Source organism: Pseudoalteromonas sp. NFXS39, assembly GCF_040148775.1.
In the GTDB taxonomy this organism is placed as follows: Bacteria; Pseudomonadota; Gammaproteobacteria; order Enterobacterales; family Alteromonadaceae; genus Pseudoalteromonas; species Pseudoalteromonas apostichopi.
The window spans coordinates 116,247-130,373 of the sequence record NZ_JAGDEC010000009.1 but is presented as its reverse complement, the minus strand read 5'-3'; the positions used below and the strand labels follow the sequence as shown (position 1 = coordinate 130,373).

13 protein-coding genes and 1 pseudogene are annotated in these 14,127 nt (G+C 40.9%); 8 read left to right on the top strand and 6 right to left on the bottom strand.

The features are described 5' to 3' along the window. Window positions 1–5: 5 nt before the first annotated feature. The 5 genes and pseudogenes from J3455_RS16515 to J3455_RS16495 all read right to left on the bottom strand — a co-directional run bounded on the left by J3455_RS16515 (window position 6) and on the right by J3455_RS16495 (window position 4,146). Window positions 6–506: a DUF2271 domain-containing protein gene (locus tag J3455_RS16515; RefSeq protein ID WP_167658269.1), complete on the bottom strand. Its 501-nt coding sequence runs from the start codon at window positions 504–506 to the stop codon at window positions 6–8. Next, window positions 506–1,138, bottom strand: a complete 633-nt coding sequence (locus J3455_RS16510; RefSeq protein WP_250661450.1) for a PepSY-associated TM helix domain-containing protein — start codon at window positions 1,136–1,138, stop codon at window positions 506–508. The genes J3455_RS16515 and J3455_RS16510 overlap by 1 nt, the downstream gene beginning before the upstream one ends. A gap of 196 nt (window positions 1,139–1,334) precedes the next feature. Beyond that, window positions 1,335–1,724: pseudogene (locus J3455_RS16505) on the bottom strand (YbaN family protein); the annotation flags it as partial. Window positions 1,725–2,235: 511 nt separating this feature from the next. Beyond that, window positions 2,236–3,555 carry a porin gene (locus tag J3455_RS16500; protein ID WP_130050194.1) on the bottom strand — a complete coding sequence of 440 codons (1,320 nt, stop codon included), beginning with the start codon at window positions 3,553–3,555 and terminating at the stop codon, window positions 2,236–2,238. Window positions 3,556–3,660: 105 nt separating this feature from the next. Beyond that, entirely contained in the window at window positions 3,661–4,146 is a 486-nt protein-coding gene (locus J3455_RS16495) for a MarR family winged helix-turn-helix transcriptional regulator (RefSeq protein WP_130050195.1), read from the bottom strand. 328 nt (window positions 4,147–4,474) lie between these two features. On the opposite strand from J3455_RS16495, the gene J3455_RS16490 reads away from it, so the two are divergent. The 5 genes from J3455_RS16490 to J3455_RS16470 all read left to right on the top strand — a co-directional run bounded on the left by J3455_RS16490 (window position 4,475) and on the right by J3455_RS16470 (window position 10,682). Then, the gene (locus J3455_RS16490) at window positions 4,475–5,326 is read left to right on the top strand and encodes a D-hexose-6-phosphate mutarotase (protein ID WP_250661449.1); all 852 of its coding nucleotides are present in this window, start codon (window positions 4,475–4,477) and stop codon (window positions 5,324–5,326) included. Between the two features lie 68 nt (window positions 5,327–5,394). Then, window positions 5,395–5,928: a PH domain-containing protein gene (locus J3455_RS16485; protein ID WP_286260154.1), complete on the top strand. Its 534-nt coding sequence runs from the start codon at window positions 5,395–5,397 to the stop codon at window positions 5,926–5,928. Next, the gene (locus J3455_RS16480) at window positions 5,921–7,453 is read left to right on the top strand and encodes a PH domain-containing protein (RefSeq protein ID WP_349562052.1); all 1,533 of its coding nucleotides are present in this window, start codon (window positions 5,921–5,923) and stop codon (window positions 7,451–7,453) included. Before J3455_RS16485 ends, J3455_RS16480 begins: the two co-directional genes overlap by 8 nt. Before the next feature lie 78 nt (window positions 7,454–7,531). Continuing rightward, a complete protein-coding gene (locus tag J3455_RS16475) occupies window positions 7,532–7,774 on the top strand; it encodes a hypothetical protein (RefSeq protein WP_130050199.1) in 243 nt (80 codons plus the stop codon). Between the two features lie 85 nt (window positions 7,775–7,859). Next, entirely contained in the window at window positions 7,860–10,682 is a 2,823-nt protein-coding gene (locus J3455_RS16470) for a TolB family protein (protein ID WP_349562051.1), read from the top strand. A gap of 1 nt (window position 10,683) precedes the next feature. Here the strand turns inward: J3455_RS16470 and J3455_RS16465 are convergent, their stop codons facing one another. Further along, window positions 10,684–11,820 carry a tetratricopeptide repeat protein gene (locus J3455_RS16465; protein WP_130050201.1) on the bottom strand — a complete coding sequence of 379 codons (1,137 nt, stop codon included), beginning with the start codon at window positions 11,818–11,820 and terminating at the stop codon, window positions 10,684–10,686. Between the two features lie 271 nt (window positions 11,821–12,091). Between J3455_RS16465 and J3455_RS16460 the strand changes: the two genes are divergently transcribed. The 3 genes from J3455_RS16460 (at window position 12,092) to J3455_RS16450 (ending at window position 14,083) form a co-directional block, all read left to right on the top strand. Then, window positions 12,092–12,706 carry a PQ-loop domain-containing transporter gene (locus tag J3455_RS16460; protein WP_130050202.1) on the top strand — a complete coding sequence of 205 codons (615 nt, stop codon included), beginning with the start codon at window positions 12,092–12,094 and terminating at the stop codon, window positions 12,704–12,706. A gap of 76 nt (window positions 12,707–12,782) precedes the next feature. After that, window positions 12,783–13,604 carry a hypothetical protein gene (locus J3455_RS16455; protein WP_297330282.1) on the top strand — a complete coding sequence of 274 codons (822 nt, stop codon included), beginning with the start codon at window positions 12,783–12,785 and terminating at the stop codon, window positions 13,602–13,604. Continuing rightward, on the top strand, window positions 13,601–14,083 hold the full coding sequence (locus J3455_RS16450; RefSeq protein WP_250661442.1) for a pilin: 483 nt from the start codon (window positions 13,601–13,603) through the stop codon (window positions 14,081–14,083). The genes J3455_RS16455 and J3455_RS16450 overlap by 4 nt, the downstream gene beginning before the upstream one ends. Window positions 14,084–14,127 lie beyond the last annotated feature (44 nt).

Below are 14,127 nucleotides of genomic sequence, written 5' to 3'. Positions count from 1 at the left end.
TGTCCTTAATTACTGGTAATGGTAACAAAGCTAGTCGCGAACTCTTTTTCGCCTTTAATTGTGACTTTGCCGTCTTTCGTTAAGTCGATTTCAACGCGGGTGTAATCTCGGCCACCTTCCTCACGTACAACTTCAACATTAAGCAGGTAGCTACCAGGTTTAACTGGATTACCTTTTAAATCTTTACCTTGCCACTCAATGGTGTAAGTGCCTGGGCGTTTTGTTGCACCTGTTACACCATCAAAGCTGTCGTTGCTACGACCTGCTTTTCGCCACCACTGACGTAAGTCTTTAAACCATTCAGCTTTTTCGACCCAAAGTGCAATAGTGGTAACGTGTTTACGTTCAGGTGTTTCTAGCCATAGCGCCACGTAAGGGCGATGATATGGAGAAACATCTAGCTCAGGTAAAGTGAACTCAATGGTTAGATTGGGATCTTTTGCAAAGCTCAGTGGGCTGAATAAACAGCCAATTAGTAGAGCTGCGATTAAGTGGGCTTGTTTCATTAAGATACTCCTTTAAGTTGAGGCACCCAAACTAGATAAATGACCAAAGGCGTGGCAACACCAAGAAGCGTTAACCAAAGGCCTGCGGCCCGTTTTTTACGGTTTTGAAAGAGAATAATTAATCCGGTGATGGCAAACAGAATCATCAAAACAGCCGAGATATCAATGACCCAGCTCCATGCTTTACCTGTATGGCGGCCTTTGTGTAGGTCGCCAATCAGACTCATAAAGCCGCCGGTTTGATAATCAATATTGAGCTCGCCCGTTTGAAAATCGATTTCGGCGTAAGCAAAGCCTGCTGGCAGCGGATAGTCGAGCATCACCAAAGCATCTTCTTTTTCCCACTCAATACTTTTTACATTACTAAGTGAAAATTGCTGCTGCATGTACTGTTCTATTTCAGGGTATAGGCTCGGTAACGTGTCGAGATTAGCTTGTGCTTTTTCGAATAACTTTGCAGAAACAAGTAGTTGGTTCTGACCATTATGTTTATCATTTTCGAGCCAACTAACGTGATTCAGAATAATGCCGCTGACACAAAATATAATAAGTAAAAAGAATAGGGCAGTTGAAAGGTATATATGTAAGGCGCGGCTTACACTATAAAAGCTGCGTTTATTTAAAGAAAACATAATTAGGTGTATTTGTTTGTTATACGCATATGATAATGATTTGCATTAGTGATAACAAGCAAGTTTACGTTCTTTACATTTCTTTGCGTTAGAAATGAATAGCAAGATAAGCCATTACCGCAAGTTGCGAGCTGAGAAAACAAGCAAGCAACATTAAGCGGGTGTGTGTGGTTATATTAACTTGAATTAGGGTTGGTTTATTTGGCGCTGATGGGCGGTTAATTAAATAGGCTAAAACGCTTAATTCAATCACCGCCACCAAATACATAACCCAAATTGGCGCGGCACTTTGTAGTAAAAAGAAATACCCGATAGCCATACCAAAACCAGCTAAGAACTTAGCGCGAGTAGGAACGACCTTATATTCTTGCCAAAACCTTAAAGGCTGGCCGTACTTTGGATGGTGTAGCAGCCAGGCAGAGAGCTTAGGTGATGAGCGGCTAAAGCACGCCAATGCTAGTATAAAAAAGATAGTTGTAGGCATCACAGGTAATGCAATACCTATGATACCTAAACCCACCATCAATAACCCGAGTAATTGATAGCAGCCATTTTTATAGGCGGTAAACGCCGCTTTCACATTCATCAATAAAGTTGGGCCTGATAAAACTTAAATCGTTGCAGTGCTTGCTCGGCACCCTCTATCAAAGTGGCTTGTTGCTGTTCACAGAGCTCAAGGCTATCAATAAGATGACTTAGTTGACAGCCCTTTTTGTACACACTGGCTTTAGCAAGGTAGCTTGCACCACATTGATTATTTAACTTTAGCTCAGCTTCAACTTCTTTGCCTAATGTAGCTGCAGAAAATTGCGATCCTTCAATTACATACAGCTTTTGTCAATAAACCATGTTTAGAATGGCGAAATATAATAATGATTTACATTTGTATAGCCAGAAAAACGTGCTTGCAAAGGTACAGAACGGACCTGAAATATGAGCATAGTGGCTATCAAGGAGTAAGGTATAAATTAAGCTAGTTATTACTCAAGCTAAGAAGATCGTGAAATTATTGTGAGTTTTTGAGTAAAGTAAAGAAAGGCAAGGAGAACATCTCCTTGCCTCTAAATAGCTCGCTAAATTAAGCGGGTATATTACTATTAGAAATAATAACCTATATTGATATTGAAGCGGGTTTCAGTCTCATCGCTGTCGCCAGCAATTGAACCACCAACGAATGGTTGGTTTTTCGCTTGTACAAAATCAAAGTAAGTGAATAAGCCGCCTGCAGCAACAGATACACCGGTTACATTCATCCATGTATCTTCGCTGTTGTCTGACTTGTCATAAATAATGCCGTAGTCATTGTAAAACTGTAGGTTTGTTACCGGACCCCATTCTACAGGAAGGCTGTAAGCGATATTAGCATTAGTCATGGTCGCTTCTGCGGCAATACTATCGTAAAACGCATAAGCACCCACGGCCATACGGTCGACGTTGTCGATATCGTAGTTATATTCACCATGCTGAAGTTGGAAATTCCATGGACCAATTGTGCTGTTTAAGTGCACAGCCCAAGCGTAGTAGTCGCCAGCTTTATCTTCACCATCATGTAAGCCGCCAGATAAGGCTGAAACACCTAGCTCGGTGGTGCCGCCATCATGCTCAAAGTGATAACCATAACGACCAGAGAAGGTGTTGTACTCACCAATCGCATTGGTTGGTTCGGCGTATACACCTTCACCTGCAGAGCGGAAACCCACTACGTCGTATGAGTAACGGTCGCTTCTGTCGTCCACATAGCCGTCAACGCCACCTAGTTCATCATTTTTGAAAAAGCCAAGGTCAATTTGCCAGTTGTCAGCAATTTTGCGTTTGAATAGCACACCCAGGTCATGGTCATCTTCAAGACCAATATAATAAGTGGTGCCAAAGAAGTAGTTGTGTGAGTTATAAGGCCAGTTACCAAAAGGCACTTTGGTAATACCTGCCTGCACCTGCCAGTCTTCGGCAAAGTCATAGGCTGCATAGGCATACTTAACTGCGGTCATGTAATCGAAAAAACGGATCTCAGCGTTAAGCTGCACATCACCGACATCGCCTGCAAAATTTAGCCTGAAGATGTCAAAATCGAAGTCACCACCGCGGTTTTTATTGCCATCGTTATACGACGTATGGCTGAAGTTGGTACGTACAGCCCCACCGACTTTAATGCCAGATTCTTTTTTAGGTGCTTCTACGGCCGCTGTTTGCTGCTCAAGTTGCTTTTGTTGTTTTGCTACTTGTGCATCAATTTGCGCTTGTTTCTCGGCTTGTTGCTGCGATTTTGCTTCGGCAGCATCAAGTTTGCTTTGCAGTTGCTGCATTTGCTGTTTCAGTAATTGCAGTTGTTCTTGAAGGTCATCAATTTCAGATGCCTGACTAAGACTTGAAGTTGTGCCCAAGGCTATAGCAAGGGCTAACTTTGATAGTTTAAGCATGAATTTTCGCTAGTGTTGGAATGGGTACTGTTAAGAATAGTTGATATTCAGGCTGAACCCAAGCCTAGACACAGAAAATTAATATTAATCAATCAGTTTTAATTTTTACTGTGCTTCTAATGTCTTGGTGATTGCGCCAACCTCAAGCAGCGGTGAAGCATCGAGTTGATCCGCATCCATCATTGCAGCAATGCGTTGCATTGATGATAGTAGTAAACTTTGCTCCCACTCTTCTAGTGCTGAGAACTTTTCGATGAAGTGCTCTTGCAATGGCTGAGGTGCTTGCTCTAGTAGCTGTTCTCCAGCTTCTGTTAGATGCAAACTAACTCTACGCTTGTCTAATTGGCTACGCACACGAGTGATCAGATTACGGTTTTCTATACGATCTAATATATTGGTAACCGTAGCAGGGCTTAAGTTTACATTTTGTGCGATGCGGCTGGCGGTAATACCATCGGTTTGTGCAACCTCATTCATGATAAGTAATTGTGGGCCGGTTAGGCCTGAGGTTTTGTTGAGCTGTTTTGAATGAAGGTCGATGGCTCTGATCACTTTACGCAGCGACACTAATAACTCGTCATACTTTTGCATGTTTCTGTCTCTTAAAAAAGGCGGCATGAGGCAACCGCAATCGCGAAATATTACACATCTAATAAATTGAGTTCAAATAAATAATAACTATGTAGCTTATAATTTTCGGCGATAATGCTTATTATCGTGTTTGGTGATTAATTAGAGTAGAAATTAAAAGGTAAAGTTTAAAAATTAGATGGAGTAATTGTTGTTAATACTTAAAATGCTACTCGAGGTGACATCATCACTTTGTAGTAAAACAATTCATACAAATAACTAAATATTATTTACTAATAGCCACTGCATTGGGTATGGTGGATTTTTCTTTCATTAAATGGGATGAATTATGAAGTTATCGCCATCAGTTACGATTGAGCAAAGTGAAACCGGGCTTGAATTTATTAAAGTTGCTAGTGAGTTTTGTAGCGCAACTATTTTTCTGCAAGGTGCGCAGATCACTGAGTTCACGCCAACCGATAAAAAGCCATTATTATGGGTCTCTGAACTAGAAGATTACCAAGAAGGCAAAGGTGTGCGAGGTGGTATTCCGATTTGTTGGCCATGGTTCGGAGTAAGCCAAAATGAAGGGTGGCCTGCTCATGGTGTTGCTCGCACAAGTTTGTGGCGCGCAGAAGAAGTGAAAGAGCAAGACGATTCTATTTATATCAGTTTGTCGCTGCCGATGACGCAAGTTGATGAAAAGTATTGGCCTTACAAAACTAAGTTGTTAGCTGAGTTTATATTAACCTCTAGTTTAGAACTGCGTTTAACAACCACTAACTTAGATAATCAAACTGTACAGTTTACTCAAGCACTGCACACGTATTTCCCAACACCTGCAATTGAAGAAACAAAAGTAGATGGTTTGCAAGGTGCGAAATACATTGAATTTGCTGAAGGTCCATTTGAGCAGAATGAATTAGTGTCGTTCGCTCGTGAAACAGACATGGTTTACACCGAAGCGAAAGATACTCAGCGTATCATCACGCCTGATGGCATTATTGAAGTGGGACGCGAAAACTCAACATCGTGTGTGCTTTGGAATCCTTGGATTGATAAATCAAAACGCCTTTCTAATTTTGCTGATGACGAATACCACGTAATGCTGTGTTTAGAAGCGGCTAATGTCCTTGATGACAGTGTTGAACTTGCACCTGGAGCAAGCCACACACTTGCAACAAAACTACGCTGGGTATAATTTATAACATATAACAACTCAGTGTTAGCACGTAAGGCCGGCACCGCTGGCCTTTACAAGGAATTACCGTGTTTAGTAATCAACAAATAGAAACCCTCCCAAAGCATCAAACTATTCAATTCCAACCACTTGCAGATAATGCGATATGGCATGTACAACTAAATTGGTTGCTATTTTATGTGCCTCTCATGGCTGTGATTATAGCTGTAAGGCATTTTAATCCAGCCGTTAGCGAAGCTATTGCTACACCTTGGCTGCTGGCTTTGCCATTGCTGGTAATCCTATCAATGGTTTACAACCTCTACAGTATACGCGCCAAAGGAGTTGCAGTAAGAGAGCACGATATCGCTTTTAAGCGAGGTTTAATTTGGCAACAAATCACCTTATTACCTATTTCTCGCGTGCAACACACCGAAATTCATCGCGGTCCAATTGAACGAAAGTTAGGCTTGGCAACACTTAGACTCTACAGTGCTGGTGGCATGAGTGCTGATTTACATATCAGTGGTTTAACTGACGAACAATGTAATGATGTCCGACAGTTCGTGCAAAGTTATGGTGATAATACAACAACTCAAGATAATGAGCTTGCCGATGAATAATCAACAATGGCAACGCGTGTCGCCATGGGCACTACTGTATTTTATTGTTCATTTTGCACTGCGCTTTATAAAAGATGGCTTACTTAACTTACTGCCAATTTTAGTGTTATTTGTCACGCAAGTTGAGCAAAAGCTGTTTTGGGGGCAAATAGCAGTTGCCGCAGCCTCTGTAGTTTTAGTGCTGTATGCCTTTGCTTATTACCGTAATTTTAAATACCGAATTACTGATGACAACGAAATACTGCTAAATAAAGGGGTGTTTAAAAAAGAGCGATTAACCTTAAAGTTTGCTCGAGTGCAAAACGTAAATATTGCTGAGCCTTTTTATTTTCAGCCGGTTAATTTAGTTAATTGTATTTTTGATGCAGCTGGGAGTAGTGCTCAAGAAGCTGTGATCCCGGGAGTAAAGCTTAGCTATGCCGAGCAAGTGCGCGAACAAGTCATGGCATTTAAAGCTCAGTTACAACAAGAAGATCTGCAGCCTATTGAGCAGAGTGAAGCAACAGACAAGCAGCAAAGCTTAACGATCAGCAATGGTGAAATTGCTAAATTTGGTTTGATGTCGAACATGGCAATTTTAGCATTGGCTGCACTTGCCCCATTTATGAATGTGATTTTTGAGTATCTCGAAAAAACCATTATAAATCGCCTAGAGGCCATACTGAATGAGCAAGCTGCCTTTGTTGGTAGTGCTGCTGCAATAGCCGTGTTAATAATGGTTATCACAATTGTTTTGTGTGCCATTTTACTGTCTGTTGTTATGGCTTTAGTGCGCTTTTTTAATTTTCAGCTCTATTTTCAGGATGATAAATTTAAGCGTGTAGCGGGTTTATTTGAGCGTCAGCAACTCTCGATAAGTGTTTCGAAAATTCAAAGTGTGCAAATTAAACAAAATATTATTGCTCGGCTACTTAATCGCTTTACCTTAATTTGCCCGCAAGTGAGTAGTGGCGGTATGGCCGCAGGGGTTGCCGCACATAAAAGTAAACAAACTTTAGTAATGCCGGTATTAACTAAAGAGCAAATACAAGTTGTGTGTCGTTGGTTATTTCCTTGGTTTGTTGATTTAACGGCGCTTAACTTTATTAAGCCTGAGCGGGCTTTACTTTATAAAAATACGCTTTTATATGTTATGTTGCCAACCATACTTTCAGCACTAATTCTCAATAACTTATTTGATGCTGCTACGATGCTTTGGAGTGTTGCGGTTGGACTAACTTTGATGCTCGGTGTGTTTTTAAGTTATCAAAAAGCCGGTATGGCAATGTATCAACACGACGGTCGTTTCTTCGCTGTATTTAAAACGGGCATGTTGGGTGTTCAATATCGTGTTTTTGAAATCTACAAAGCGCAAAGCGTCACAACAACTAGTACTTACTTAATGCGAAGATCGCAGCTTAAGAGCTTGTATATACAACTGGCTTCTGGTTCAGTATCAATGCCTTACTTAAAAGCTGAGTTGGCTGAGCGGTTTACTGATTTTGCGCTATATGAAATCGAAGGTGTCGAGCGTAATTGGTTCTAAATGAAAATAATTATCAATACCGTTGATTCGTATTGTTATTGAGGTATACTAACGCAACGTTAATAACTACGGTGCTCAATGATTTATTTTCTACCTATTTTAGCTATTTCAGGTGTTGTTGCCTTACTGTGTTATGCACGTTCTCAGCAAGAGTGTAAAGGCTTGTGTGTGAGTGTCGCTGTTACAGTAATAGCGTTACTTGTAACCGCAGCTTTAGTCATCGCGGGGATCGGTGCATTAAGAAGCAGCCTGATGTTTGCCGTGACTATTTTTATTATTTATCAATTGTTAGACTTGGTTCGCCCGATTAAAATCGAGTAATTTCTTACACTTTTTAACTTCAGCCTTTTAAAAAAGCATCGCATACTAATTCTTAAATTAAGCAACTTGCTAATCAAGGATTGTGATGAAAAAAGCTCTGTTATCAGTGGCGTTACTTGCCGCTGGCCATGCCTCAAGCCAAGAGACTTGGCAAACTATTCATACTGAACACTTTAACGTGCATTTTAGTACTGAGAATCAACAATGGGCACGCTCTGCTGCTACAGAGCTTGAAATTGTTCGCGATAAGGTATTAAAGCAGCAAAACCGTGCCCTTGATGAAGTGGTCGATGTGCTGGTTTTCGACCCGTTTAATGCTTCTAATGGGTTCGCTTTGCCGGTGACGAATAAGCCTTTAATGGCCTTGTTTACAACGCCTCCGCAATCTGACACCGTGATTTCTAACACCGATAGCTGGCAGCAGTTATTGATTTTGCACGAATATATTCATTTAGTGCACCTTGCTCAACCGACTCGTAGCGATTTGCGCCAAGCTATTCGCGATAGTTGGGATATTTATGATTTAATCGAAAGTGACATGCCGCGCTGGGCTGCAGAAGGATATGCAACCTTACTTGAGTCGAAAATGACAGGCCGAGGCCGTTTATACGATAATCTATCAGAGGCAATACTAGTTGAATTTACACAGCAGGGTGCATTGCCCCGATATAGCCAGTTAAATAGTACCGAAGGGGGTTTTTTAGCTGGCTCAATGGCTTATTTAATAGGCTCTCGCTTTCTTGCTTGGCTTGAAGAGAATCATTCACCGCAAACCCTTGATGCAGTTTGGACGCGTATGCAAGCAGTTAAATCGCGTGATTTTAATGAAGCCTTCAGCGGTGTATTTGGTAATTCTCCTGAGCGTCTCTATCGTCGTTTTATTGCCGAGTATACCTATAAAGCAATGGCTAAAGAAGTAAGTGAGCAAGCACTTACAAGCAAGCTTTGGTTAGAGCTTGAATTATATGCTTCGAACCCTGTTTTAAGTTTAGATAACAGTAAGCTTGCCATCGTTGAGCGAAACAAAGATGGTGAAACGCGTTTAGTTATTTACAGTACTGGTGACAATCAACAGGCTGCCGATGATTTTGCAAAGCAGCAACAAGCGTTACTTGATGATGATCCCGTCGATATTGCTGATCAAGCCCCCAGTGTTTTTAAGCGTAAGCAAAAACACGTGCTTCACCAAATTAATAGGCAGGGTATAAAAAACCCGCAGTGGTTAGATGAAAATACACTGTTTTTCACAGCCACAACAACCGTTGCTAAAGGCTCCATTCAAGGTATTTCTGATCTATACCGCTATGATATCGACACAGGAAAAGTGAGCGCATTAACGCATCATGCAGGGCTTCGCCGCTTTAGTATCAGTGATAACGGGCAAACTGTTTATGCTGAGCAAACTAAGCATGGCTTCTCTGAGCTAGTGCGCCTTGACCTCAATACGGGTGTCGCTACGCCTTTATTTGAGAAAAGCCTAGAAACGGTTTATGACTACCCATTACTAAGCCCTAATAAAACTCAACTTGCTTATTTAAAAGCGACATTGAATGCCAATTGGCAGTTGTATATACAAGATGTGAGCTCTCAGCAATCACTCGCTGTGCCTATGCCCGCAGGCTATCAATATGTGTCACAACCTAATTGGCAAGCAGATGGCAAAGGGATTTATTTTGTCGCGGGTAAAAATAAAGCTCTCGATTTGTATCATTATGATCTTAATAGCAATTCACTACGCCAATTAACACAAGGCCAAGAAGCTGTTGCGCACCCAATGGCAATGCATAATGGTGAACTTTTGTATTTATCGATCACTGCACAAGGGCCGAATATCAAGCATTTTGCTGATCAACCACAAGGATTAGAGGTTGTTGAATTTGCTAAAAGTGCAGCGCCACCGCGAGGACAGGTAACGAGCGAAGTATTACCTGAGGCGAAAATCTACCCGCAAAGCCCAACTGAGCCAATCAATTATGATATATGGCAGCAAAAACCAACCTTTTCGTTGGCATCTCAGTATTATTCGGCTTCATCATCGCTTCTTACCCTTGGCCTGAAAAGTAGTGATTTCTTGAAACAGCTCGATTTACAAGCCGGCTATAGTGCTGATTTACATGACAAAGCACTAGAAGGGATGTTCGCGGCCGCTAAGTATTCTGCGTTTGATTTAAAATTTAAAGCGCTGCTATTTGATTACGACCTCGAATCAGCAAAACAGTACCATTCACAAACGTCGCTGAACATAAGTAATACAGGGGCACATTTTGCCATGAGCTACCCGTTGCAGTTTCAGCAGCTCAGTATTACACCGAGTTTGAGCTATAACTACAGTGATTTTAGTAAAGGTGATGATCAATGGTTAAAGTTTGGACTTGAACAAAAATGGCAACATGACAGACAACGATATGGTTTTGCTCAGTCTGTAAGTGCCGAGTGGCTATCCGGTGATGCTGACTCGAATAATTGGCAGGGCTATAACTTTGCCACAGTATTGAGCGGTTATGCCTTTGATATTCCTGTTTATGTTAATTTTGCTCAGCAATATCGCGATGACAGTAACCTTACGCTTGGAGGATATGAGTCAAACTTAATTAATAAAGACACGCAAAGCGGCTTTGTTGTTGCCCCTGAGCTGCCGTTTATTAGTCAATTAGGTAACCGCTATAAAGGCTATGGCGGGGGTATTAGTTACAAAGATTCATTACCTTGGCTTTACTACCAACAGCATCAAGTCGATAACCGAGTTTATGCACAAAGTTACGGGCTAAAATGGCGAGGAGACTTTAGCTTTGGTATGGGGCCTGCAGGTTTGAACGATGTAAACCTTGATTTTGGCGTCGCCCGGGTAGAAGGCGACGACTTTGAAAATGATTTACGGGCTTGGCTAAGCTTCTATTACTCGTTATAGCCTAGTGTTGGTCTTTTAAGGCGAAAAGCTTGGCGTGGTATAGCGCTAGCTTTTCGTCTTTATTTTCTATCTCAATGGCTTTTTCTAGCCATTCCTTACTGCTTTGTTCATTTCCTTGCTGATAACTAATAATCGCTAACTCTATATAGGGTTCAGATAAATAAGGGGCTAATGCAATCGCGTCTTCGAGCTGTTGTTTTGCCTTGTAAAGCTTACCATTGTTACGGGCGTTAATTGCCGTTGCCAGTAACTCGAATGGATCTTGTTCAAGCATCGCTAACTGTGAATTGAGTTGCTCTGCCAAAACCTGATCATTAAGTTGCTCGGCCAGAACTGCGTAATTATGTAGTAAATTCGTATCGCTAAAGCCATACTGCATTGCTGTTTGATAAATATGTTTTGCTCCAGCTAAATCACCCGATTGGCGATGTAATACGGCAGCTAAATTATAAAGTGATGCAGCATTTGGGGTGTATTCATTGGCTTTTAATATATAGCTGTAGCTTAAATCGAATTGTTGCAAGGCCAATGCTTTTGCAGCCAAGTTGCTGTAATAACGGCTAATTAAGTCTTTTAACTCAGCTCGGCCAGAGTAAAAACTGCCGCGAGCAGGAAAGTAATCAATGACAGTACCTGGCGGCACCAAGTAATTATCGTCCTCATTTAAAGGGGCGTAGACTTTGGTGCGAAAGTGCCCTGACACATACACTATGTTATTTTGTTTGCTATAAACAGGCTCACTTGAGACCGCTTGAAAGCCCGTTTGAAGTCCTGCTAGTTGAGCATATGCATGGGTCAAAATTGCCAAGCTAATACAGTTACCTTGATGACCTTGAAGAGTCTGCTGGGCATTGAGTGTGGCACTAAAGTAATTAAAATTGGTGAGCTTCTTTTCTAAATAGTGATAAAGGATTTGGTCATCTCTAAAATCACCACCTTGACGTTTGGTAAAATAATCAAGAAAACGTTTTTGCTCATCCGCAGGGAGTGTAAATAGCTCAGGGTCGCTTAGTTCAACTTGAGTAAAATGTGCGGCGTTGAGTAAGCTGCCCACACTAGGCGGTGGCGTAGGTTGTTTCGTACTCTTACATCCAACTAAAAAGGCACTCAAAACAAGTGCATATAAAACTGACTTCATGGCTTTACCCTATTGAGTGCTATTTAATCAATTTACCCAGTTAACTTTGATTATTCAAGTTAGTAATTAGTGTCATCAGTTCTAAACAGCCTGTATGGATATCTTGCCAATAGACTGTTGTTTATTTTTTATTCTTAATTGCATTCTAATATTCTCTCATTACAATGCCGCACTCTTTTAAATTGCTTAAAAAACAAATGTTTACCTTGATTTTATGGGCGATTTATAAACTGCTAACTTATTAACTAAATTGTAACGAGAGAGGTCTGTTTTGGCGCACTTTTTGCCGATTATTTCATGCTTTATTTTGGCGTTTAGCTTTTATCCGCTTTTAAATAAGATCCGTAAAAATCGCAGTGTGTCGGGCGTTTCGCTGTTAATGATGAGCTTTGGTGTCGCGCAAAGCTTGTATTTCATCACCTTTAACCTGTATTTCCAGCGTTTTTACATGGCCATGCCGTTTGTTGTAACAGGCATGCTAAGTGGTGTGATTCTTTATTACTTTGTTCGTTACAATGCTGCGCGAAAGCAACGTATGCAACTAGCCGGGTTATTAGCCATGTCGGTCGTGCCTTTTAGTTTGTTGCTTAACCCTCATTATGAAACAGCAACGGTGCTGAACTGGCTAACCTATGTGGGTTTAGTGATGAGCTCTATTCGTGTTATGCCGCAAACTTATAAAACCATCAAAAGCGGTAATATTAGTAATTTAAGTGCTCGTTATTTTAGTCTGCAATTTGTTGCAGGTAGCTGCGGCCTCGCTGCCGAGCTTTCAATGGCCACACCGAGCGTGTCTCACATACTGACCTTTGTAATGATTTTACTAACTAATGCCGCTCAATTAGGTTGTATTCAGTATTATAAATCGCGCCCAGCAATGGCTTGATTGATTAATAAACGAACTATTTATTAACTCTTCGCTTTATGGCACGATTATCTTATCGCTATTGAAAGGATAAGATATGAATTGGATTCAATTAGGCTATTTATGTCGATTAATGTCGCCAATAAGTGGCTTAAACAAAGTACAACAAGAAGCGCTTAGTGCACCGCAGCACTTAGAAATTTATAATGACGGACAAAAGAGCAGCCCATTAGCCACTAAAATCGCAAAAGAACTTAAAGCTGCAGAAGGTGAACAGCTGCAAAGGTTAGCGTTAAATTATGTAAAGTTATCATCAACACTCAAAGAGCACACTTTCGACTATAAAACCAAGTTGCTTTATTTGTGTGTACTTTTCTCAGTTTTTATCCTCGTTAACTTTATTTACCAGCAATTCGTTATTCCTTCACTCTCTGATGTATTTGGTCAATTTGATGTGCAAGTAATAGAACATATGGCTAATTTAGCCAGGTTCTGGCTGATAGCAAGCATTGCGCTCGGCTTATTCTTGGTGATCATTTTATTGACTATAAATGGGCTTCGACAGTTTGCAAACCTGTCTTTACTGAGTGCTTCATCAGCCCAGTTTGGGTTAATAATCCCCAATAAAATTAGGCAAAATTATGATGCTTTAGTCGCTCTAATTGAGTTCCCACTATACGGAACATTACAGAAAGATAATCGTGAGTTATCTCATTTAAAAGCATGCCAAAGTAATGGCTTGGATATTACCGAAGAGCTAGAGCTCCTTGTGACCAATAAGCTTGAAAGCTTACGAGGCGATATCACAGCCCACATTAACAGACTCATCACTATATTTAGTATTTTATTGGTTATATTAATTGCCAATTTCTTAATGGGAGCATATGAGCCTCTATTCTTGATAGGAGAGATAGTATGAAAAATAAAGGATTTACGTTGATTGAGTTAATGATTGTAGTCGCCATCATTGGTATTTTAGCTTCGGTTGCATTACCACAATACAGTCAATATATTCAGCGTAGTGAACTCGTTGATCCCTTAGCAATGGCTTCAACAATTCGAGAAGATGTTACAGCTTTTTACTTGGAGCACGGCCGCTTTCCAAAAAACAATGAGCAAGCAGGTGTCCCTGCAAGTAAGTTTTTAATTGGTAATCGGGTTACCGGGATCTCTGTTGAAGGCGGAGCGATTCATATTAGCTTGGGCAATAAGGTATCTATGCCTTTGCAAAATACAGTATTGACTTTTCGTCCTGCCGTTGTTGTCGGAAGCCCTACAAGCCCTATCGCTTGGCTTTGCGGATTCGATAAACCTGTAACTGGTATGCAAGCGGTTGGTGAGAATAAAACGACCGTGCCAAAAGATATATTACCTTCGTCGTGCATTGATCGGCGCTAACTTTTAAAAACAAAAGGCTGCCAATTGGCAGCCTTTTTTGTGTT